Origin of the sequence: Nonomuraea sp. NPDC049750 (assembly GCF_040659625.1) — a bacterium.
In the GTDB taxonomy this organism is placed as follows: domain Bacteria; phylum Actinomycetota; class Actinomycetes; order Streptosporangiales; family Streptosporangiaceae; genus Nonomuraea.
This window is the reverse complement of sequence record NZ_JBFANB010000003.1, coordinates 184,266-208,755: the sequence shown is the minus strand read 5'-3', so window position 1 is coordinate 208,755 and position 24,490 is coordinate 184,266. Positions and strand designations below refer to the sequence as shown.

Genomic DNA, 24,490 nt, shown 5'->3' with positions numbered 1-24,490 from the left:
TTCCGGTAACGAGAGTCATGGTCAGAAGTCGTTGTCGATGAGCGCGAAGATCTCTTCATCGGTCGCGGAGTCGATCTTCTCCGCCGCGCCGTTCATGCCGTCGGGATCGGCTCCGAGCCTGGTCAGGGCACTCTGCAGAATCGGGATGAGCTTGCCGCGGATACGCTCGGCGTCACCGTTGGCGCGGGCGAGTATCGAGTCGACGCGTTCCAGCGCGCCGCGCAGCGTGTCCTCCGCCGAGGGGGCCGCCGGGGCGAGCTTCCTGAACAGGTAGTCGGCCAGCGTGGTGACGGTCGGGTGGTCGAAGACCAGGGTCGCGGGCAGCCGCAGCCCCGTATCGGCGTTGAGCCGGTTGCGCAGCTCGACGGCGGTCAGCGAGTCGAAGCCGAGCGTGTTGAACGCGCTGCCGACGTCGACCGCGTCCACGCTGTCGTGCGCGAGTACGGCGGCGACGTGCGCGCGGATGACGTCGGTGATCAGCCTGCGGGCGTCGGTCTCGGACAGGCTGGGCAGCCGGGCCGCCAGCCCGGCGTTGCCCGCGTGCTGCCCGGATCCGGTACGGCGCGGCGCGCGCACCAGTCCGCGCAGCAGGGGCGGCAGGTCACCCGCCGCGGCCCTGGCCCGCAGCCCGGGAGCGTCCCAGCCGGAGGCGACGACAAGCGCCTCGTCACCGTCGAGCGCCGCGTCGAACAGCTCCAGCCCCTCCGCCACACTCAGCGGCGCGACGCCCGCACGGGCCAGGCGGGCGGTGTCGGCCGCCGTCAGCGCACCGGTCATGTCCGAGCCGGTGTCCCACAGCCCCCAGGCCACGGACACCGCGGGCAGGCCCAGTCCGCGCCGGTGCGCGGCCAGCACGTCGAGGAAGGCGTTCGCGGCGGCGTAGTTGCCCTGCCCGGCATTGCCGAGCACGCCCGCCAGCGACGAGAACACCACGAACGAGGTCAGCGGCAGGCCACGGGTCAGCTCGTGCAGGTGCCAGGCCGCGTCCGCCTTCGGCGCGAACACCGCCTCCAGCTTCCGCTCCGACAGCCCCTCCAGGGTGGCGTCGTCCAGGACTCCGGCGGTGTGCACCACGCTGGTGAGTGGCCGGTCCTCGGGGATCGAGGCCAGCAGTACGGCCAGAGCGTCGCGGTCGGACACGTCGCAGGCGGTCACCGTGACCCGCGCCCCAAGCTCTTCCAAGCTCGACACCAGCTCGCCTGCCCCCGGCGCCTCGGGCCCGCGCCGCGAGACCAGCAGCAGGTCCCGGACCCCGTGCCGCTCCACCAGCCGCCGCGCGACCAGAGCGCCCAGCCCACCGGTCCCGCCGGTCACCAGCGTTGTGCCCGCCCCCTGGGGGGAAGCCGTGGTCGCGCCCTGGAGCGTGCTCACGCCCTGAGGAGAGGCCACACCCGCGCCGTGGCCTGTGTCCGCGCCAGCGGCCATGTCCGTGCCGTGGGCAGAGGATGCGGCTGGGCAGCGGGTCAGGCGGGGCGCCAGCGGCACTCCGTCGCGTATCGCCAGCTGCGGCTCACCGGCGTCGATCGCCGCCGCCACCAGGTCCCAGTCCGCGACACCCTCTTCCGCGTCCACCAGCGCGAACCGCCCTGGCTGTTCGGCCTGCGCCGACCGGACGAGGCCCCAGACGACCCCGGCGGCCACGGCCGCGGCGTCGACACGGTCCGTGGCCAGGACTCCCTGGGTGACGAACACGAGCCGGGCCCGCGCGTCGGCCGGCCAGCTCCGCAGCAGATCCAGCACCCGGCCGAACAGCTCCCGCGCCCCGGCGGTCACACTCGTGGCGGCAACCGAGCAGCGCACCGCGACGAAGTCCGCCTCCGAAGCCGCCAGCGCGCCGGACCTGCCCAATCCGTCTGATGCCGCCGAGAGGTCGTCCTCGTCCAGCCAGACCCAGCGCGAGCCACCGTCCTTCGATGAAGGGCCGCCGAGTTCCGCGGGCACCTTCGCCCAGTCGAGCCCCTGCGGGACCGCGCCCGTCGAGGCCGACGGCTCGACCGGTACGGCCCTGGCCCGCAGCGACTCGATCGACAGCACCGCCCGGCCCGAGACGTCGGCCGCCTCCACCACGGCGTCGTCACCCGCCCATGCCAGCCGTACCCGCAGCACCGAGGCCCCCGGCACACCCAGCCGCACTCCCCGGAACACGAACGGCAGCCGCAGCCCCCCGGAGCCGGAACCGGAGCCCGCGAGCAGCAACGGGTGGAACGCCGCGTCGAGCACCGCCGGGTGCATCCCGTACCCGTCGAGCTCCACCCCGTCGGGCGCCACGACCTCCGCGAACAGCTCCTCGTCCCGCCGCCACACCGCTCGCACGCCCTGGAACGCCGGGCCGTACTCGTAACCGGAGTCCGCCAGCCGCTCGTACCCGCCGTCGACGTTCACCGGCGACCCGCCCGCGGGCGGCCAGGTCGTGGCCCAGCCGAACTCTCCAGCGGAAACGCACGTTTCGAGGAGCGTGCCCGACGCATGACGTACCCACTCGGCATCCGGCGAGGCGGAGAAGACGGTCAGCGCACGCCGCCCGGCGGCGTCGGACGGGCTCACCGTGATCTGCAGCCCGACCTCACCCGTCGCGGGCAGGACCAGCGGCGCCTCCAGCGTGAGCTCCTCCAGCAGGTCACAGCCCGCGACCGCGGCGCCCTCCAGCGCCAGCTCGACGAACGCGGCCCCGGGCAGCAGCACGCTCCCGGAGACCGAGTGGTCGGCGAGCCACGGCAGCGCGGCCGCCGACAGCCGGCCGGTGAGCAGGTACCCGTCGTCGGCCACCGGGACGACTGCGGTCAGCAGCGGATGCCGCGAGCCGCCGATCCCCGCGCCGCCCGCCTGCTGCGCACGCCGCTCGGCGGTCTTGAGCCAGTACGTACGCCGATCGAAGGCATAGGTCGGCACGTCCACCTGCCGGTACGGCACGTCGGCCAGCACCGCCCGCCAGTCGACCTCGGCCCCGAGCACCCACGCCTGGGCCAGGGCGGCCAGGAACCGGCGCCAGTCACCGGCACCGCGACGCAGCGACCCGCATACCCCAGCGGTAATGCCCGCTTCATGGCAGATGTCCTCGATGTCGCCGCCCAGCACGGGATGCGGGCTGACCTCGACGAACAGCGGCGTCCCGAACGACGCGAACGCCCCAATCGACTCGCGGAAGAGGACGGGGTTGCGCAGATTGTCGTACCAGTAGGCGGCGTCCAGCCCGGTCGGCTCGACGAAGGTGCCGGCCATGGACGAGCAGAAGGCCACGTCCGTCGCCTGCGGCGCGATCCCGGCCAGCGTGGCGAGCAACTCCTCGCGCAGCACTTCCACGTGCGGGGTGTGTGAGGCGTAGTCGACGGCGATCCTGCGCACCCGGACCGTCTCGCCCCACGCCGCCGCGAACTCGTCGAGCGCGTCCACATCCCCTGCCACGACCGTGCCGGCGGGCCCGCTGTGCACGGCTATCCACAGGCGGTCCGCCCACGGCTCCAGCCGTACCTCTTCGGCGGGCAGCGCGACCGCGAGCATCCCGCCTGTGGCGGCCAGCCCGCGCACCACGGTCTGGCTGCGCAGCGCCACGATCCTGGCCGCGTCGTCGAGTGTCAGCGCCCCGGCGACACAGGCCGCCGCGATCTCCCCCTGCGAGTGCCCCACCACCGCCGCCGGATCCACACCCAGCGACCGCCACACCTCCGCCAGCGACACCATCACCGCGAACAACGCCGGCTGAATGACCTCCGAACCCAACAGCTCACCCGCACGCAAAGCCCCCACCACAGACCAGCCCGTGTACGGGGCAAGCGCGGCATCACACCGGCTCATCCACTCCCGGAACACCTCACTGGACTCCAGGAGATCAACCGCCATGCCCGTCCACTGCGAGCCCTGACCCGGGAACACGAACACCGGCCGCACATCAGCCGGCGCCGCACCACTGCTCACCGCCGCGTGCGACTCACCCGCCGCCAACGCCGCCAAGCCCGCCACCAGCTCGTCCCGGTCCGCGGCCACCACCACCGCGCGGTACGCGAACCGCGCCCGCCGAGCGAGTACGGCTCCCGCGACGGCCAGATCCTCATCTGCCGCGGTGGCCGCGTACGTCCGCAAACGGCCCGCCTGCGCATGTAGCGACATTTCCGTCTTGGCGGACAACACCCACACCAGCGGGCCATCCACCGTCACGGGTTCGGGCACCACCTCCGGCGCCTGCTCCAAGATCACATGAGCGTTGGTCCCGCTGATGCCGAACCCCGAGACCGCGGCCCGCATCGGCCGGTCCGAGACCGGCCAGGCCACAGCCTCCGTCAACAGTTCCACGGCCCCGGCCGACCAGTCCGCGTGCGGCGTCGGCTCGTCCACGTGCAGGGTGGCCGGCAGGGTCCGGTGTTCCAGCGCCTTCACCATCTTGATCACCCCGGCGACCCCGGCGGCGGCCTGGGTGTGGCCGATGTTCGACTTCACCGAGCCGAGCCGCAGCGGGCGGTCCGCCGGCCGGTCCTGCCCGTAGGCGGCGATGATCGACTCGGCCTCGATCGGGTCGCCGAGCCGGGTGCCGGTGCCGTGGGCCTCCACGGCGTCCACGTCGCGGGGTTCGAGGCGAGCGTCGGCCAGCGCCTGCCGGTACACCTCCCGCTGCGCCGGACCGCTCGGCGCCGTCAGGCCGTTGCTGGCGCCGTCCTGGTTGACGGCCGAGCCGCGGATCACCGCGAGGATCCGGCGGCCGTCGCGCTGCGCGTCCGACAGCCGTTCCAGCAGGATCACGCCCGCGCCCTCGGCCCAGGCGGCGCCATCGGCGGCGGCCGAGAACGCCTTGCACCGGCCGTCGGGCGACAGGGCCTGCTGTCGCGAGAACTCCACGAACGGGTCCGGCGCCGCCATCACCGTCACGCCACCGGCCAGCGCCAGCGCGCATTCGCCGCGCCTCAGGGCCTGGACCGCCAGGTGCACGGTGACCAGCGACGACGAGCACGCGGTGTCCAGGGTGACGGCCGGGCCCTCCAGCCCGAAGGTGTACGCCACCCGGCCCGACAGGACGCTCGGCGTGCTGGAGGTGAGCAGCGTACCCTCGACGGACTCGGGGATGGCCCCGAGGTAGCGGTCGGCGTAGTACTCGTACATGGTCCCCGCGTAGACCCCGGTCCTGCTGCCGCGCAGCGTGTCCGGGTCGAGGCCGGCCCGCTCGAACGCCTCCCAGCTCACCTCCAGGAACAACCGGTGCTGCGGGTCCGTGGCCAGCGCGCCGCGCGGGCTCATCCCGAAGAACGGCGCGTCGAAGTCGCCGGCGTCGTACAAGAAGCCGCCGTGCCGCGTGTACGACTTGCCGAACGCGTCGGGGGCCGGGTCGTACAGGCCGTCGAGGTCCCAGCCACGGTCGGCGGGGAACTCACCGATCGCGTCCACGCCCGAGGACACCACCTCCCACAGATCCTCGGGTCCGGCCACGCCGCCGGGGTAGCGGCAGGCCATCCCGATGATCGCGATGGGCTCGTGGCTACGGTCTTCGATCTCGGCGAGGCGGCGGCGTGTCTGGGTAAGTTCGACGGTCACGCGCTTGAGGTAGTCGCGCAGCTTGTCCTCGGTCGACATCTGTCGCCTTTCGCAGGTACCGGTGATCTAGAGTGCGTTGTCGATCAGTGCGAAGATCTCTTCGTCGGAGGCGGAGTCGATCTTCTCCACCACGCCGTCACCGCCGTTCGGACCGGCGCCGAGCCTGGTCAGGGCGCTCTGCAGGATGGTGACGAGCTTGCCGCGGATGGCCTCGGCTTCGCCGTTGGCGCTTGTGAGCATGCTCTCGACGCGTTCGAGCGCGTCGCGCAGCGTGTCCTCGGGCGACGGCGCGGCGGGGGCGAGGGTCTTGTAGAGGTGTTCGGCCAGCGAGGTGACTGTGGGGTGGTCGAACACCAGGGTCGCGGGCAGCCGCAGCCCGGTGTCGGCGTTGAGCCGGTTGCGCAGCTCGACGGCGGTCAGCGAGTCGAAGCCGAGCTCGTTGAAGGCCCGGTCCACGTCGACGGCGTCCGCGCTGCCGTGCGCCAGGACGGCGGCCACGTGCCCGCGTACCAGGTCGGTGACCTGCCGCCGGGCGTTGGCCTCGGTCAGCCCGGCCAGCCGCTCCGTCAGCCCGCCCGCTCCGCCCGTCCCGCCCGATGCGGCGCCGGCCGTCCTGCGTGGCGCGCGGACCAGGCCGCGCAGCATGGACGGCAGGTCGCCCGCCTCGGCCCTGGCACGGAGCCCGGCCGCCTCCCATCTGGTCGCGACGACCAGCGGCTCGGACGCGTCGAGCGCCCCGTCGAACAGCTCCAGCCCCTGCTCGACACTCAGCGGCGCGATGCCGGAGCGGGCCAGCCTGGCCGTGTCGGCCGCGGAGAGCGTGCCGCCCATGCCCGAGCCGGTGTCCCACAGCCCCCAGGCCACGGACACGGCGGGCAGTCCGAGCCCGCGCCGGTGCGCCGCCAGGGCGTCCAGGAACACGTTCGCCGACGCGTAGTTGGCCTGCCCGGCGTTGCCCAGCACACCCGCCAGCGACGAGAACAGCACGAACGAGGTCAGCGGGACGTCCCTGGTCAGCTCGTGCAGGTGCCACGCCGCGTCCGCTTTCGGGGCGAACACCGTCTCCAGCTTCCGCTCCGACAGCCCCTCGACCGTCGCGTCGTCCAGCACGCCCGCGGTGTGTACGACGCCGGTCAGCGGGCGGTCCTCGGGGATCGAGGCCAGCAGTACGGCCAGAGCGTCGCGATCCGACACGTCACACGCGGCCACGGCGACCCGCGCTCCGAGGCCCGTCAGGCTCGACACCAACTCGCTCGTCCCTGGCGCCTCGGGTCCGCGCCGCGAGACCAGCAGCAGGTCCGTCACGCGGTGCCGCTCCACCAACCGCCGCGCGACCAGCGCACCGAGACCGCCCGTCCCCCCGGTAACTAGCACCGTCCCCTGGGAAAGGCCCGTGTCCGGGGCGGCGGAGCCGGGCTCCCTGCGCGCCAGGCGCGGGACGAGCACCTTCCCCTCGCGTACGGCCAGCTGCGACTCACCCGCCGCGACGGCGGCGGCCACCAGCTTCCAGGCGGAGAAGCCCGCCTCCACGTCCGCCAGTACGAACCGGTCCGGATGCTCGGCCTGCGCCGACCGCACCAGCCCCCAAGTCGCCGCGGCCACCACACTCCCGGCCCCACCACCGGCGGGGTCGAAGACGCTGTGGGTCGCGAACACCAGCCTGCTGCCGGCGAACCGCTCCTCGGTCACCCACTGCCGCACCAGCCCGAGCACCCGCCCGGTCAGCTCACGCACCGCGACGGGCACCGGCGCTCCGGGAGCCGCCGCGAGGGAGACGACCACGACATCCGGCACCGGCTCCCCGCCACCGAACCCGTCCTGCCCGGCACCGGCCCCGTCCTGCCCAGCACGGGCCTGCCCGGCACCGAACGCGCCGAGATCCGGGTACGCGTCCAGCCCCGGCACCGGTTCCCCGGTCGAGACCCACCGGGCGCCGTCATTGACCGGCTCGACCGTGACCTCGGTCCAGTCGACGCCGTGCGGCACGGGGTCCGTGCGGCTACCGGTCGTACCGGACAGCGCCGCCGCCGGCACCGTACGGACCCGCAGCGACTCCATCGAGAAGACCGGCCGGCCCGCGGCGTCGGCGGCCTCGATGGCCGGGCCGGACCGCGACAGGCGCAGCCGGAGCGCCCTGGCCCCGGCGGCGGGCAGCCGCACGCCCCGGAACTCGAACGGCAGCCGCAGCTCGTCACTCGGGTCGGCGATCAGCATCGGGTGGAACATCGCGTCGAAGAGCGCGGGGTGCAGGCCGAACCCGGCCACGTCCACGTCATCGGCCAGCGCCACCTCGGCGAACAACTCATCGCCCTGGCGCCACACCGCCCGTACGCCCTGGAAGGCGGGCCCGTAGTCGTAGCCCGCGTCGGCCAGCCGCTCATAGGCGCCCTCGACCGCGACCGCCGAGGCGCCCGCAGGCGGCCAGGCCGTCGCCCAGGCGAGCACGCTCGCGCCGGGGGCGGTGTCCGCGCCGAGCACGCCCGACGCGTGGCAGGTCCACGCGCCCTCCGGCTCATCAGCCGGACGCGAGTAAATCCGCACAGACCGGGAATCGCCGCCCTCGGGCCGCCCCACGACGACCTGTACCGCCACGCCGCCCCGCTCAGGCAGCACCAGCGGCGCCTCGAACATCAGCTCCTCAACCAGGTCGCACCCGAGCTGTCCGCCCGCCTCCAGCACCAGGTCAACGAGCGCGGCGCCGGGCAGCACGGCCGCCCCGAGCATCACGTGATCGGCCAGCCAGGGCGCGTCGGCCACCGACAGCCGCCCGGTGAGCACCATCGCCCCGTCGTCGGCCACGTCGACCGCCGCCCCCAGCAGCGGGTGACCGACCTGGCGCAACCCGGCCGACGAGACGTCGGCGGCGCGCGCGGGCGGGGCGAGCCAGTACCGCTCCCGGTCGAACGCGTACGTCGGCAGGTCCACCCGCGCCCCGCCGCCGAACAGCGCGGACCAGTCGACCGCCACCCCCGCCACCCACGCCCGCGCCAGGCAACCGATCAGCGCGTCCGGCTCGGCGAGCCGCTTGCCGTGCAGGGCGAGGATCGGGGTGTCCGCCTCGGTGACGCACTCGTGCGCCATGGCCGAGAGCACCGAGGCCGGGCCGACCTCCAGGTAGGTGTCCACACCGTCCGCTTCGAGCCGGCCGATCGTGGCCTGGAACATGACGGCCCGCCGGATCTGCTCCACCCAGTAGCCGGGCTCGGCCCAGGAGCCGTCGGGAAGGTTGGGGGCGTACGGGATGCGCGGCTCGTGGAACTCCACGCCCGCCAGTTCGGTGGCGAAGTCCGCCAGCATCGGCTCCATCAGCGGCGAGTGGAAGGCGTGGCTGACCGCCAGCCGCCTGGTCCGACGGCCGAGTTCGCGCCAGTGTTCGGCGACCGCCAGGCACGGCTCCTCAGCGCCGGACACGACGACGCTGGCCGGTCCGTTGATGGCGGCGACGGACACCAGGTGTTCCTGTCCGGCCAGCGTCGGCGCCACCTCCTCGGCGGTCGCCTCGATCGCGACCATCGCGCCCGGCGCGTCCAGCTCCTGCATCAGGCGGGCGCGCGCGGTGATGAGCCGGGCGGCGTCGGCCGAGGACCAGACCCCGGCGACGTACGCGGCCGCGTATTCGCCCACCGAGTGCCCTGCGACGTGGTCGGGCGTCACGCCGAGCGCCGCGAGCAGCCGGAAGGCGGCCACCTCGAAGGCGAACAGCGCCGGCTGGGTGTAGCGGGTCTCGTTCAGCAGGTCGGCCTCGGGCGTGCCGGGCTCGGCCCACACGATCTCGCGCAGCGGCCGGTCCAGGTGCTCGTCGAGCTCCGCCCACACCTCGGCGAGCGCTTCGGCGAAGACCGGTGACGCGGCGGCCAGCTCGCGGCCCATGCCGATCCGCTGCCCGCCCTGGCCGGTGAACAGGTAGGCGAGCTTGGGCTTCTCCCTGGCGGCTCCCTCGACCACCTCGGCCACCGGGTGGCCGGCCAGGAAGTCGCCGAGCCGGGCGGCCAAGGCGTCCCGGTCCTCGCCGACCACGACGACGCGGTGCTCGAACAGCGACCTGCCGGTGACCAGCGACCGAGCCACATCCACCGTCTCGGGGGCGTCGGCCGAGGTGACGAGCTCATGCAGCCGGGCGGCCTGCGCGCGCAGCGACCGGCCGCCGCGGGCGCTGATCACCCAGGCGAGCGGGCCGTTGACGACGGGCGGCTCCTGGTCCGTACGCGGGCTCTCCTCGGCCTCCTCGATGACGAGGTGCGCGTTCGTACCGCTGATGCCGAAGGACGAGACGCCGAACCGGCGCGGATGCTCGCCGCGTACCCACTCCCTGGCCTCGGTCAGCAGCTCCACACCGCCGGCCGACCAGTCGACGTGCGGGGTCGGCTCGTCCACGTGCAGGGTGGGCGGCAGCACGCCGTGCCGCATCGCCATCACCATCTTGATCACACCGGCGACGCCGGCGGCGGCCTGGGTGTGGCCGATGTTCGACTTGACCGAGCCGAGCCAGAGCGGGCGGTCGGCCGCGCGGTTGCGGCCGTACGTGGACAGCAGCGCCTGGGCCTCGATGGGGTCGCCGAGCCGGGTGCCGGTGCCGTGCGCCTCGACGGCGTCGACGTCCCGCGTGTCCAGCCGGGCGTCGGCCAGTGCCTGCTGGACGACGCGTTCCTGGGAGGGGCCGTTCGGGGCGGTGAGGCCGTTGCTGGCGCCGTCCTGGTTGACGGCCGAGCCGCGGATCAGCGCGAGGATCCGGCGGCCGTTGCGCCGCGCGTCCGACAGCCGCTCCAGCACCAGCACGCCGGCGCCCTCCGACCAGGCGGCGCCGTCCGCCGATGAGGAGAACGACTTGCACCGGCCGTCCGGCGACAGCGCGCGCTGCCGCGAGAACTCGATGAACGGGTCCGCCGTGGCCATCACGGTCACGCCGCCCGCCAGGGCCAGCGCGCACTCGCCGCGCCGCAGCGCCTGGACCGCCAGGTGCATCGCGACCAGCGACGACGAGCAGGCCGTGTCGACCGAGATCGCCGGGCCCTCCAGGCCGAAGGTGTACGAGACCCGGCCGGACAGCACGCTGGAGGCGCTGGAGACCATCAGGACGCCCTCGACCGACTCCGGCACGGCACCGCCGGTGTAGCGCAGGGAGTAGTCGTTGTACATGTTGCCCGCGTACACGCCGGTCTGGGTGCCGCGCAGCGTGGCCGGGTCGATCCCCGCCCGCTCGAACGCCTCCCAGCAGGTCTGCAGGAACAACCGGTGCTGCGGGTCGGTGGCCAGCGCGCCGCGCGGGCTCATCCCGAAGAACGGCGCGTCGAAGTCGCCGGCGTCGGGCAGGAAGCCGCCTTGCCGGGTGTACGACTTGCCGAGCGCCTCCGGGTCGGGGTCATAGAGGTTCTCGTCCCAGCCCCGGTCCGTGGGGAGGTCACCTATCGCGTCCACACCGGAGGCCACCAGCTCCCACAGGTCCTCGGGCCCCGCCACCCCGCCGGGGAACCGGCACCCCATCCCGACGATCGCTATGGGCTCGTGGCGACGGTCTTCCACCCCGGTGAGGCGCTGCCGAGTCTCCGTGAGCTCGACGGTCACCCTCTTCAGGTAATTGCGCAGCTGTTCCTCAGTCGCCATGGTCGGGCCTTTCCAGAGAGGACCTCAGAGGAGACGTCATTGTTTGGTCGTCGATCAACGCGAAGATCTCCTCGTCCGAGGCGGAATCGATCTTCTCCGCGGCACCGTTGGACCCGGCGCCGAACCTGGTCATCAGCCCGGCACCGAACCTGGTGACGGCGCTCTGCGCGATGGCGACGAGCTTGCCGCGGATGGCCTCGGCGTCGCCGTGCGCGCTGGTCAGCATCGACTCGACCCGCTCGACCGCACCGCGCAGCGTGTCCTCGGGCGACGGCGCGGCGGGGGCGAGGGTACGGAAGAGGTACTCGGCCAGCGCCGTGACCGTGGGGTGGTCGAAGACCAGGGTCGCGGGCAGCCGGAGCCCGGTGTCGCTGTTCAGCCGGTTGCGCAGCTCGACCGCGGTCAGCGAGTCGAAGCCGAGCTCGTTGAAGGCCCGGTCCATGTCCACGTTGACCGCGCTGCCATGCGCCAGGACGGCCGCGACGTGCGAGCGGACCATGTCCGCCAGGTGGACGCGGGCCTCGGCCTCCGCCATCTTCGCCAGGCGCTCGGCCATGCCGGCCGCTCCCGCCCGTGTGGGGGCGCTCGTGGCGTTCGCGGCGGCTGCCGTCCGGCGGGCCGTACGGACCAGGCCGCGCAGTACGGGCGGCAGCTCGCCCGCCTCGGCCCTGGCGCGCAGCCCGGCGGTGTCCCACCTGGCGGCGACGACCAGCTCGGCCGGGGCGGTGATCGCGCTGTCGAAGAGCTCCAGCCCCTGCTCGACGGTCAGCGGCGCGATGCCCGACCGGGCCAGCCTGGCCGTGTCGGCCGCCGACAGCGCTCCGGTCATACCGCTGTCCGCGGTCTCCCACAGGCCCCAGGCCACCGACACGGAGGGCAGGCCGAGGCCGCGCCGGTGTGCCGCGAGCACGTCGAGGAAGACGTTGGCGGCGGCGTAGTTGGCCTGGCCGGAGTTGCCGATCACGCCCGCCACGGAGGAGAACGTCACCAGCGGGACCTCCGGGGCCAGCTCGTGCAGGTACCAGGCGGCGTCGGACTTCGGGGCGAACACCGAGTCGAGCCGCTGCGCCGACAGCCCTTCCACCGTGGCGTCGTCGAGTACGCCCGCCGCGTGCACCACGGCCACCAGCGGCCGCTCGGCCGGGAGTCCGGACAGGAGCCCGGCGAGCGAGTCGCGGTCCGACACGTCGCACGCCGCCACGGTGACCCGCGCGCCGAGCGCCTCCAGCCGGGCCACCAGATCGCCGCTCACCTCAGGGCCGCGACGGGAGACCAGCAGGAGGTCCTTGGCGCCGTGCCGCTCCACCAGGCGGTGCGCCACCAAGGCGCCGAGACTGCCGGTGCCACCGGTCACCAGGACGGTGCCCGTACCGGCGTCGAACAGCTCGGGGGCGTCGGCCGTACGACGGATCAGGCGCGGGACGAGAACCTTCCCATCCCGTGCGACCAGCTGTGACTCGCCCGCCGCGACCGCCGCCGCCACCAGTCCCCAGTCGACGGTGGCCGCGTCGACGTCCACCAGCACGAACCGCCCGGGATGCTCGGCCTGCGCCGACCGCACCAGCCCCCACACCGGCCCGGCCACCACGCCCGCCACATCCGCTCCCCCGGGCCGGAAGACGCCCTTGGTCACGAACACCATCCGGCAGCCGGCGAACCGCTCATCCCCCACCCAGCCCTGCACCAGGTCGAGCGCCTGATAGATGCCGTCGCGCACGCCGTAGGGCACGTCGTCGGCGTCGGCCTCGGGCAGGTACGGCACCAGGACGGTGCTCGGCATCTCCCCGACGGTCATCTCGGTCAGGGACGCGAGGTCGTAGTAACGCGGCGCGTCCACGGCCGCGCCGATCTCGTCGGCGAACTCGTCGTACCCCACCACGGCCCAGCGCTGCTCGGCCGGGTCCATCGCGGACACCGCGAGGTCGATCCAGTCGAGCGTGTACGAGGCCGCGTCGGACGGGCCGCGCGTGACGGCCCCGTGCCGCGGCACCGGGCGCAGGGTCAGCGCGTCCACCCCTGCGATGCGGTCGCCCGCGCTGTCATGGATGTCGAGCGAGACCCGGTCGCCGTCCCCGGCCGCGATCCGTACCCGCAACACCTCGGCGCCGAGCGCGGACACCCGCACCCCGCTCCACGCGAACGGCAGCAGCAGCGCCCCGCTGTCCTCGGCCGACTCCAGCACCAGCAGGTGGAGCGCCGCGTCCAGCAGGGCCGGGTGGAGCGTGAACAGGCCCGCGTCCGTGCGGACCGGCTCCGGCAGCGCCACCTCGACGTACGCGTCACCGTCCACGCGCCAGGCCCCGCGCAGCCCTTGGAAGGCGGGGCCGTACTCGTAGCCGCGCTCCGCGAGCCGCTCGTAAGCGTCGCCCAGGTCGATCTCGACACCGTCCACGGGCGGCCAGTCGGCGAGCCGCTCACCGGCGCCAACCGCGCCTGCGGTCAGGGTGCCGCTGGCGTGGCGGGTCCATCGGGCCTCGTCGTCGTCCGCCGTCCTGCCGTACACGGTGAGGTCGCGACGGCCCTCGGCGTCGGCGCCACCGACCGCGAGCTGCACCTGGACCGCGCCCGTCTCGGGCAGCGGCAGCGGCGCCTCCAGCGTCAGGTCCTCGATCTCGTCGCACCCGGCCGTCGCGGCGGCCTCCAGGGCCAGCTCGACGAACGCGGTGCCAGGCAGCAGTACGCCGCCGTCCACGGCGTGGTCGGCCAGCCACGGCAGCGCGCCGCGCGACAGCCGCCCGGTGAGCAGGAACCCGTCGTCACCCGCCACGGGCACGACCGCGTCGAGCATCGGGTGCCGCGGCCCACCGGCCCGAGGGCTCTCGTTGATCCAGTACCTGGTGTGCTCGAAGGGGTAGGTCGGCAGGTCCACGTGATGGCGTGGGAGGTCCAGTACGAGTCCGGCCCGCGTGGCGGCGGCAAGATCGACGGCCGCCCAGTCCACGTCGGCGCCCGACACGTACGCCTGGGCCGCCGCCAGCAGCAGGCGCCGCCAGCCGCCGTCGTCGCGGCGGAGCGTCCCGGTGGCGCCTCCGGGGGCACCCGTGACCGACAGGGTGTCCTGGATGTGGCCGGTCAGCACGGGATGCGGGCTGACCTCGATGAACAGCGGGGCACCGTCTCCGGCGAATGCCTTGATCGCCTGCTCGAAACGTACGGGATTGCGAAGACTGCGGAACCAGTAGTCGGCGTCCAGCCCGGTCGGCTCGACGAAGTCGGCGGCCATGGACGAGCAGAAGGCCACGTCGGTCGGCCGCGGCGCGACCTCGGCCAGGCTGGCGAGCAGTTCGTCGCGCAGCACCTCGACGTGCGGGGTGTGCGAGGCGTAGTCGATGCCGATCTTCCGCACGCGAACCGTCTCACCGCACGCCGCCGCGAACTCGTCCAGCGCGTCCAGGTCCCCGGCGACCACCGTGCTGGCCGGCCCGCTCCGCACGGCCACCCACAGGCGGTCCGCCCACGGCTCCAACCGGACCTCATCGGCGGGCAGCGCGACGGCGAGCATGCCGCCGGTGCCGCCCAGCTTGACGAGCGCCTGGCTGCGGAGCACGACCACCTTCGCCGCGTCGTCGAGCGTCAGCGCCCCGGCGACACAGGCCGCCGCGATCTCCCCCTGCGAGTGCCCCACCACCGCCGCCGGATCCACACCCAGCGACCGCCACACCTCCGCCAGCGACACCATCACCGCGAACAACGCCGGCTGAATGACCTCCGAGCCCACCAACTCACCCGCACGCAGAGCCGCCACCACAGACCAGCCCGTGTACGGGGCAAGCGCGGCATCGCAGCGGGTCATCCACTCGCGGAACACCTCACTGGAGTCCAGGAGATCGACCGCCATGCCCGTCCACTGCGAGCCCTGTCCGGGGAAGACGAACACCGGCCGGACGTCCGGCAGCGCCGTGCCGCTGGTCACCGCCGCGTGCGACTCACTCGCGGCCAACGCCGCCAGGGCCGCCACCAGCTCGTCCCGGTCCGCGGCCACCACCACCGCGCGGTGCGCGAACCAGGCCCGGCGGGCCAGCAGGTGTCCGGCGGCGGCCAGGTCGTCTTGGGGAGCGTCGGTGGCGTAGTCGCGCAGGCGCGCGGCGTGCGCTTTGAGCGCGGCGGCCGATTTCGCGGACAACGCCCACACCAGCGGCGCCTCAGCCGTCTCGGCTTGCGCGCGCGCCGTCTCAGGGGCCGCGTATGCCGTCTCGGGGGTCGCACGCCCGGTTTCGGGGGCCGCATGCGCCGTCTCGGGGACCGCGTACCCCGTCTTGGGGGCCTGCTCCAGGATCAGGTGGGCGTTCGTGCCGCTGATTCCGAAGCTGGAGACCGCGGCCCGGGTCGGCCGGTCGTCGGGCAGTTCGACGGGCTCGGTGAGGAGGCGTACCGCGCCACCGGTCCAGTCCACGTGCGGGGTGGCCTCGTCGGCGTGCAGCGTGCGCGGCAGCGTCCCGTGCCGCATCGCCATCACCATCTTGATGACGCCGCCGACTCCGGCCGCGGCCTGCGTGTGGCCGATGTTCGACTTGAGGGAGCCCAGCCAGACGGGCCGTCCGGGGTCGCGGTCCGCGCCGTACGCGGCGATGATCGACTCGGCCTCGATCGGGTCGCCGAGCCGGGTGCCGGTGCCGTGCGCCTCCACAGCGTCCACCTCGGCGGCGGCGAGCCCGGCGTCGGCCAGCGCCTGCCGGATCACCTCTTGCTGGGCCTGGCCGTTCGGTGCGGTGAGGCCGTTGCTGGCGCCGTCCTGGTTCACCGCGCCGCCCCGGATCACGGCGAGCACCGGGTGTCCCAGGCGACGCGCGTCGGACAGCCGCTCCAGCAGCAGCATCCCGGCGCCCTCGCCCCAGCCCGTACCGTCCGCGCCCGCCGCGAACGCCTTGCACCGGCCGTCGGGAGCCAGCCCCGACTGGCGGCTGAACTCGACGAAGATCCCCGGGCTGGACATCACGGTCGCACCGCCGGCCAAGGCCAGCGAGCACTCACCGCGCCGCAGCGCCTGCATCGCCAGGAAGATCGCCACCAGCGACGAGGAGCAGGCCGTGTCGGCGGTGATGGCGGGCCCGCGCAGGCCCAGCGCGTACGCGATCCGCCCGGACGCGACACTGAGCGCGGTGCCCGTCAGCAGGTGCCCATCGACCGTCCCGGTGGCCTGGTGCAGCCGGGGACCATAGTCGGAGGCCATGGCGCCCACGAACACACCGGTGGCCGACCCGCGCAGCCCCGCCGGGTCGAGCCCGGCCCGCTCAACGGCCTCCCAGCTGACCTCCATGAGCAGCCGCTGCTGGGGGTCCATGGCGGTGGCCTCACGCGGGCTGATGCCGAAGAACGCGGCGTCGAACCGGTCGGCGTCGTGCAGGAAACCGCCGTACCTGGTGTCGCTGGTGCCCGACCGGTCGGACCCGGCCGCGAACAACGCGTCCAGGTCCCAGCCTCGGTTGACGGGGAACTCGGTGATCGCGTCGGTGCCGGTGCTGACGAGCCGCCACAGCTCCTCGGGCGAGTCGGCTCCACCGGGGTACCGGCATCCCATGGCCACGATGGCGATCGCGTCGGGGTCGTCGGCAGGCATGAGATTGGCGGGGTCGCTCTGGTGGGCGGCGGCCGACGCTGCGGATCCGCCGTCGTCGAGGAGCGTCCGCAGGTGGGCGATCAGCAGATCGGGGGTCGGGTGGTCGAACAGCAGGCTGGTCGGCAGCCGGAGCCCGGTCGCGTTCCGCAGCCGGTGCCTGAGGTCCTCCGCCGTGGCCGATTCGAGCCCGAGGTCCTTGAACGTCCTGCCCGGCTCCACACCGGCCGCGTCCTCGTACCCGAGCAGCCCGGCCAGGAGGGTCAGCACCAGCTCACGCACCTCACGCCGCGAAAGCCCGCCACCCACCGACCCGGGGCCGTGACCGTTAGCGCCGCCAACCGCAGCTGGTTCATGGCCGCTGGCGCCGCCGACCGCAGCGGCACCCCCGCCAACCCCGCCGTCTGCGGGGACCGTCTGCGCCGTCGAGCGCCGGGCGGCGGGGAACGACGGCCAGTGGCGTTCGCGCTGGAACGCGTACGTCGGCAGCGCTACCAGCTCCGCCCCCGCCACCGATTCGGGTCCGGTCCAGTCGACCTCGGCCCCTCGCGTGTACGCCTCGGCGAGCGAGCGCCGGAACCGCGTCAGCCCGCCCTCACCCCGCCGCAGCGTCCCGATGACCGCGGCCTCACGGTCCGTTTCCTCGGCCGTCTCCTCGATCCCGGCCCCCAGCACCGGATGCGGGCTGCACTCCACGAACAGGCCGCCCTGGTGGTCGAGCGCCCGCCGGGTCGCCTGCGCGAACCTGACCGGCTGCCGGAGACTGCGATACCAGTAGCCGGCGTCGAGTTCGGCCGTGTCGATCGGCTCGCCGGTGAGCGTCGAGATGAACAGGGTCCCGGCGCTCACCGGTCGTACGGGTGCCAGCGCCGCCAGCACCTCGTCGCGGATCTCCTCGACCTCGGCCGAGTGTGAGGCGTAGTCGACCGGGATGATCCTGGTGCGGTAGCCGTCGTCGGTGAGCCGCCGCCCCAGGTCGTCGAGCGCCTCAAGCCGCCCGGAGACGACCACGGATCGGGGCCCGTTGTAGGCGGCGATGGACACGTCCCCCGTCAGCGAGCGGATCGCCGACTCGACCACGTCCAAGGGGGCGGCGATCGACATCATCCCGCCGCGTCCGGCGATCCCGGCGATGGCACGGCTGCGCAGGGCCACGACCCTGGCCGCGTCGGGCATGGACAGCGCGCCGACGACGGTGGCGGCCGCGATCTCGCCCTGCGAGTGGCCGATCACCATCTCGGGTTCGACGCCGTACGAGCGCCACAGGCCGGCGAGCGACACCATGACGGCCCACAGCGCGGGTTGCACCACGTCGACCCGGTCGAGACCGGGCGCGCCCGGTGTTCCGCGCAGCACGTCGAGCAGCGCGTAGTCGACGAACGGTTCGAGCGCTCCCGCGCACGCTTCGGCATGCGCGGCGAACACCGGCGAACCGGCGAGCAGGTCACGAGCCATTTCCGGCCACTGCGACCCCTGCCCCGGAAAAACGAACACCCGGCGACCACCAGACACGGACCCGGTGACCACCGACCCCGTGACCACGGACTCGTCCGGTCGCCCGGCCGCCAGCGCTGCCAACCCCGCCTGCCGGTCGGCGCCCAGAAGCACCGCCCGGTGCTCGAACACGGTCCGGCTCCGCAACAACGCCAGCGCCACAACCCCAGGCTCGGCACCGGCATGGAGGCCGACGTGCGAGTCGGCATGCGAGCCGACCGGCGGGCCGACGTGGGCGAGCAGCCGCTCGGCCTGGGCGCTGAGGGCTCGGGCTGAGCGTGCCGACAGCACCCAAGGCGTGTCCTCGCTCGCCGACCGGACGCCGTACTCGCTCCGCGGTGCCTCCCCGAGCACCAGGTGGCAGTTCGTGCCGCCCATGCCGAACGAGCTGACGCCCGCGACGAGCGGCCGGTCGGCGCGCGGCCAGGGACGGGTGTCGCGTACGACCTCCAGCCCCAGCTCGTCCAGCGGAATGTCCGGGTTGGCCGTCTCGAAGTTCAGGCTGGGCGGCAGTTCGCGCTGCTCCAGGCTCAGTACGACCTTGACCAGTCCGGCGATCCCGGCGGCGCCTTCGAGGTGGCCGATGTTGGTCTTCACCGACCCGACCAGCAGCGGCGACTCCCCATCCGCATGGTCGGGGCCGTAGGCGGCGCCGAGGGCGGCGGCCTCGATCGGGTCGCCGACCTTCGTGCCGGTGCCGTGCAGCTCGACGTACTGGACGTCGCCCGGCTCGACGCCGGCGCGCTCGCAGGCCAGCCGGATGACTTCCTCCTGCGCCCGCCGGCTCGGCACGGTGAGCCCGTCGCCGCCGCCGTCGTTGTTGACGGCGCCGCCGAGGATCACGCACCGGATGGGGTCGCCGTCGGCGAGCGCCGCGGACAGCGGCTTGAGTACGACGAGCGCCCCGCCCTCTCCGCGTACGTAGCCGTTGGCCCGGCCGTCGAAGACGTAGCAGCGGCCGTCCGGCGACAGCGCGCCGAAGTTGCCGATGGCGGCGGTGGTCTCGGCCAGCAGGTTGAGGTTCACGCCGCCCGCGAGTGCCAGCCCGGTCTCGCCGCGCCGCAGGCTCTCGCAGGCCATCTGTACGGCCAGCAGCGACGAGGACTGCCCGGCGTCGAGCGTCAGGCTGGGCCCCCGCAGACCGAGGAAGTAGGAGACGCGGTTGGCGATGATCGCGCGGTTCGCCCCGGTGTAGGCGTGTCGCCCGAGGCCATCGGCCCCCACCCGGTCCTGCAGCGCGGCGTAGTCGTTGGAGATCGCCCCCAGGAACACCCCGGCGCCGCTCCCGCTCAGCCGGGACGGCACCACGCGCGCGCTCTCCAGCGCCTCCCAGGCTAGCTCCAGCACGAGGCGCTGCTGGGGGTCCATGGCGGCGGCCTCGTTCGGCGAGATCCCGAAGAAGGCGGCGTCGAAGCGGTCCACGTCGGAGAGGAAGCCACCACGCCGGTACAAGGCGTCCGACCCGTCCGGCCACCGGCCCTCGGGCACGGCCGTCACGGCGTCCACGCCATCGCGCAGCAATTGCCAGAACCGTCCGGGATCGGCGGCCTGAGGAAGCCGGCAGGAAACACCGACCACGGCGACAGGCTCCACGGCGGACGAAACACGACCGGTCCGCGACCGGCCGGTGTCCCCGGCCGTCATGCCGTTTGGCTGAATCGACTCACCAACCATCAATGCGCCACCTCAAGCTTCGGGCATCACCAACAAGACAGTGCCGGTTTCCATAAAGACGATCGCTTTGAATAGTTGCTGTGACCCTAATCGCCGCGCCCTTTCCGAACCACGGTCGCGGGCTGGCACATTGTTTCCGGCAGAAGCTGTCAGCGCGGGCGCGTTGACATAGGTGTAGGCGGTTCGCATCCTGTGTGGGACAGGTAGCGACATTGGCCTGAGAGTTCTGCCGAGCCAAATTTGATAAAGGCTTTTACGGAGCGCGTTCCAGGGGCCCGGTGCGATGGAGGGCCGTCAGCGGGGCCACTGTCAGCGGTCCGCCCGCCGAACAGCTCACGAGGAGACCACATGCCCGTCGACGCCCCCCTGAGCAATGGCCAGCTATGGAGCTGGCGAGAAGTGGAGCGCTACCCCGAGGACTGGATGCGGGACGCCAACCTGCCCACGACCTGGGACCTGCGCGGCCTTCCCCTGGACCGGGTCACGACGGCGTTGCGGCGGCTCGTCGACCGGCACGAATGCCTGCGCACCACCTACCACGTACGAGACGGGCAACCCGTGCAGCGCGTCCACCGAACGGTGACGCCGCCGGTCGAGCACGTGGACCGCGCGGTCACCGACCGCGGCGACCCTGAGCGGACGAAGGAGCAGCTGGCCACGGTCCCGTTCCCGATGACCGACGCGCTGCCCTGGCGCGGTGTGCTCGTCACGACCGACGGAGCCCCGGTCTTCCTCGCGCTGTCGTTCTCCCATCTGATCGTGGACGTGTGGTCGATCCATCATCTGCAGGACCAGTTCCGCGCCCTGGTGGTCGATCCGGACGCCGACGCGCAGATGGGTCCCACCCTGCGCGAGCTGGCCCAGCAGCAGCGCGACGAGTCGTGGCGCGGCCAGCAGGAGAGCTCCGAACGCTACTGGCGGCGAGTGCTCACCGACGGCCTGATGGACGAGCTGCCCACGCTCCCCGCCCGCGCCGAGCGGAACCGGATCGAGGCCACGCTGCACTCACGCCGCCTGAGCGGGCTCGCCGCCGAGGCCGCCAAGCGCCACGGCGTGACACCGCCCGCGGTGCTGATGGCCTTCATCGCCGCCGGCCTGGCCCGGCACACCGACACCGACCGGGTCACGATGAGCCTGATGGCCTCCAACCGGTTCGCCGAGGAGCACCAGCACGTCGTCGGCACCATGAACCAGCTCATCCCGGTCAGCGCCACCGTCGATCCGGGCGCCACGCTGGCCGAGCACGTCAAGCGCTGGCACTGGGCGAGCGCTCGCACGTACCGCTACTCCTGCTACGACTTCGACCGCGTCGCCGCGCTGGCCGCCGACGCGGCCACGCACAGCGGGCAGGAGCCGGGGCACGACTGCTGGTTCAACCACCTGTTCCGCAGCTGGTTCAACTACATGCAGATCGACCGCGCCCCGCTGAACCCCGCCGACCCGACCCCCGCCGAGCTGGTCTGGACGCCCTTGGCTCAGCAGTACGGCCAGGCGTTCCGGGTGCGGGTGGCGGTCCAGGGCGGTCTCACCAGTGTCATGCTGCTGGCGGATCCGACGATCATCCCGCCCGAGGCCGCGACCGACATCCTGCGGGCGATGGCGCTCGGCGTACAGCTCGCGGCGACCGACCCGGACACGTGCCTGAAGGACCTGTGGAGCGCCAGGAGCGAGGGCCTGCCGCCGTCACTGTTCCCCTCTGAGGTACCGGCGCCACCGCACTAGAACGTCCGTGGGCCGGCGCGACAGCCCCCGCCGCGCCGGCCCACGGATCCGCCCGCAGCGACAAAGCATCCGCGAAAAGGCCCGCAGTAGGCACTGCGGGCCTGCCTTCATTCCGGGTTCAGACCAGCACCTCGACCGGCGCCGGGTGGCTCAGGAACGCGGTGGGGCTCGCTGTCAGCCCGTACGCACCGGCCTGGAACAGCACGATCAGATCCCCCACCCCCACCTTCGGCAGCGAGACGTCGTCCCCCAGCAGATCGAGCGGGGTGCACAGGCAGCCGACCACCGTCACGGGCTCCTCGGGCGGGTCGTCCATCCGGTTCCCCACCGCGATCGGATAGTTGCGCCTAATGACCTGGCCAAAGTTGCCCGAGGCGGCGAGCTGGTGGTGCAGGCCGCCGTCCACGACGACGAACACCTTGCCGCGCGACTCCTTGCGATCCACCACGCGCGTGACGTACACGCCCGCCTCGCCGACCAGATAGCGCCCTAGCTCGACGACGAGCCGCGCCTGCGGCAGCCGGGGCCGGACCAGCTCGTCGACCAGCCGCGCCAGGTTGTCGCCGATCGGGCCGAGGTCGAGGGGCCGGTCGCGCAGCGCGTACGGGATGCCGAAGCCGCCGCCGATGTTGACATAGCGCACGGGCCCGGGCGCCGCGTCCGCGAACCCGAGAATCAGCTCGACGGTACGGCGCTGCGCCTCGCAGATGTTGTCGACCCGCAGGTTCTGCGACCCGGCGAACACGTGGAAGCCCTGGAAATCGAGGTCGTCGCCGGTCAGCCCGGCCAGGACGGCGGGGATCCGCTCCGCGTCGATGCCGAACTGCTGCGGCCCCCCACCCAGCCGCAGGCCGGACCCGCGGATCGCGAAGTCGGGGTTGACGCGCAACGCGACCCGCGCGGGCACGCCCACGGCGGCACTCGCCGACCGGACCCGTTCCACCTCCAGCTCGGACTCCAGCTCGACGGTGACGCCGGCGGCGACCGCCTGCGTCAGCTCGGCCATGGACTTGCCGGGCCCGGCGAAGCCGATCCGCGAGCCGGGCGTCGGAGTGTCGAGGGCGTGCCGCATCTCCTGCGCGGAGGCCACGTCGAAGCCGTCGACCAGGCCGCTCATGTGCTGGAGCAGGGCCGGCATCGGATTGGCCTTGACCGCGTAGCTGAGCTCGACATCCTCGGGCAGGGCCGCACGCACCGAGGCCACCCGCCGGTTGACCAGCTCCCGGTCATAGGCGAAGAACGGCGTGCTCCCCACGCGGGCGGCCAGCCGCTCCACAGGGATACCGCCCACGGTGAGCTGGCTGTCGTACCTGCCGTACCAGCCGCTCGGGATGGCGGTCACCAGGTCACCGACCTGCGCAGCTCCGTACGGTCGAACTTGCCGTTGCCCGATCTCGGCAGCCGGTCGCGCACCACCACCCGGCGCGGGACCATGTAGCGCGGCAGGTCGCGTTCGAGCGCCTTGACCAGCGTCTCGGTGTCGCACGACGCGCCGCTCGGCCCGCTGACGACGAGCACCACCTGCTGGCCGAGCGTGTCGTCGGCGACGCCGAACGCCACCGCCTCGCCCACCAGCCCGGTGGCGTAGGCCGCCTCCTCGATCTCGCTGGGGCTGACCCGGTATCCGGAAGTCTTGATCATCTCGTCGGTACGTCCCACGAAGTAGATGAATCCCTCGTCGTCGCGGTAGGCGACGTCGCCCGACCAGACCGCGAGCTCGCTCCCCCACGGGCTGCCGCCCGGCGGGTAGGGGCGGAACCGTTCGGCGGTGCGTTCGGGGTCGTTCCAGTAGCCGAGCGCCACGAGCGCGCCACGGTGCACGATCTCCCCCTTCTCGCCGGGCTCGCACACGGCGCCGTCCGGGCGTACGACGAGGATCTCCGCGTTGGGAATCGCCTTCCCGATCGAGTCGGGCCTGCGGTCGACCTGCTCGGGGTCGAGGTAGGTGGAGCGGAACGCCTCCGTCAGCCCGTACATGAGGTACGGCCTGGCCTGCGGGAACGTCGCCCGCAGCGAGTCCAGCGCGGGCTTGGGCAGGCGCCCGCCGGTGTTGGCGAAGTAGCGCAGGCGCCGAGTGGCCGCCTCCGGCCAGGTCTGCGCGGCGAGCTGCAGCCACAGCGGCGGTACGCAGGTCAGCCCGGTGACGCCGTGCCGCGCGCACAGGCGGACGACCGCGCCGGGCACCAGGTAGTTCATCAGTACGACGTGCGCGCCCGCGATGAAGGAGGTGGTGAGCTGGCTGAAGCCGGTGTCGAAGCTCAGGGGGAGCACGCCGAGCACCACGTCGTCGCGGGTGTGGCCGAGGTAGTGGGCGACGCTGCGGGCGCCGGCGAGCAGGTTGCGGTGCGACAGGACGACGCCCTTGGGGTTGCCGGTGCTGCCCGAGGTGTAGAGGATCGCCGCCACGTCGGCGTCGATCGCCTCCTCAGGAGCCGGTCCCTCTTCAGCGGCGCCCGCCCGCTCCGGAGCCGGTACCTCGTCGTCGGAGGCGCACAGCTGGGACCAGGTCGTGATCGGGCGCGGCTCCGGGACGCGCGGCCGGTCGCCAATGAGGATCAGGTGGCGCAGCGACTCCACCTCCTGGAGCCGGGCGCCGACCAAGCGGTGCCGCTCGACCGAGGTGACCACCGCGACCGCCCCGCAGTCGGCGGCCACGTAGCCCACCTGCTGCGGCTTGAACAGCGGATTGACCGGGACGAACACCCCGCCGGCCGCGGACACGGCGAGCATGGCGACGACGGTCTCGATCCGCTTCTCCAGGTAGACGACGACCCGCTCACCCCGGCGCAGCCCGAGGCGGCGCAGCCCGCTCGCGGCGCGGCCGACGCGGTGGGCCAGCTCGCCGTAGCTGAGCGTTTCGTCCTGGTACGTCACGGCGGGGCGGTCAGGGTCGCCGCACCGCACCACGTCGTCGACTCGCGTCAGCAT

General features: G+C 73.2%; 6 protein-coding genes. 1 reads left to right on the top strand and 5 read right to left on the bottom strand.

Going from position 1 to position 24,490, the window contains the following annotated elements; genetic code table 11:
• Positions 1-21 precede the first annotated feature (21 nt).
• Genes AB0J16_RS09575 through AB0J16_RS09565 form a run of 3 tightly spaced genes read right to left on the bottom strand, consistent with a single transcriptional unit; the run spans position 22 to position 19,744 of the window.
• Entirely contained in the window at positions 22-5,556 is a 5,535-nt protein-coding gene (locus tag AB0J16_RS09575; RefSeq protein WP_358536524.1) for an SDR family NAD(P)-dependent oxidoreductase, read from the bottom strand.
• Positions 5,557-5,583: 27 nt separating this feature from the next.
• Entirely contained in the window at positions 5,584-11,118 is a 5,535-nt protein-coding gene (locus AB0J16_RS09570) for a type I polyketide synthase (protein ID WP_358536523.1), read from the bottom strand.
• Positions 11,108-19,744 carry an SDR family NAD(P)-dependent oxidoreductase gene (locus AB0J16_RS09565; RefSeq protein WP_358536522.1) on the bottom strand — a complete coding sequence of 2,879 codons (8,637 nt, stop codon included), beginning with the start codon at positions 19,742-19,744 and terminating at the stop codon, positions 11,108-11,110. Before AB0J16_RS09565 ends, AB0J16_RS09570 begins: the two co-directional genes overlap by 11 nt.
• Positions 19,745-20,188: 444 nt before the next feature.
• On the opposite strand from AB0J16_RS09565, the gene AB0J16_RS09560 reads away from it, so the two are divergent.
• The gene (locus AB0J16_RS09560) at positions 20,189-21,562 is read left to right on the top strand and encodes a condensation domain-containing protein (RefSeq protein ID WP_358536520.1); all 1,374 of its coding nucleotides are present in this window, start codon (positions 20,189-20,191) and stop codon (positions 21,560-21,562) included.
• 118 nt (positions 21,563-21,680) lie between these two features.
• On the opposite strand, the gene AB0J16_RS09555 is transcribed toward AB0J16_RS09560, so the two are convergent.
• On the bottom strand, positions 21,681-22,904 hold the full coding sequence (locus AB0J16_RS09555; protein WP_358536518.1) for a pyridoxal-dependent decarboxylase, exosortase A system-associated: 1,224 nt from the start codon (positions 22,902-22,904) through the stop codon (positions 21,681-21,683).
• Complete coding sequence (locus tag AB0J16_RS09550; RefSeq protein ID WP_358536517.1) at positions 22,901-24,490, bottom strand: acyl-CoA ligase (AMP-forming), exosortase A system-associated; 1,590 nt, start codon at positions 24,488-24,490, stop codon at positions 22,901-22,903. The genes AB0J16_RS09555 and AB0J16_RS09550 overlap by 4 nt, the downstream gene beginning before the upstream one ends.

Bases quoted from the DNA above. Each gene is read 5' to 3' on its own strand.
- AB0J16_RS09575 (WP_358536524.1), bottom strand. From the start codon at position 5,556: ATGTCGACCGAGGACAAGCTGCGCGACTACCTCAAGCGCGTGACCGTC.
- AB0J16_RS09570 (WP_358536523.1), bottom strand. From the start codon at position 11,118: ATGGCGACTGAGGAACAGCTGCGCAATTACCTGAAGAGGGTGACCGTC.
- AB0J16_RS09560 (WP_358536520.1), top strand. From the start codon at position 20,189: ATGCCCGTCGACGCCCCCCTGAGCAATGGCCAGCTATGGAGCTGGCGA.
- AB0J16_RS09550 (WP_358536517.1), bottom strand. From the start codon at position 24,490: ATGCTGACGCGAGTCGACGACGTGGTGCGGTGCGGCGACCCTGACCGC.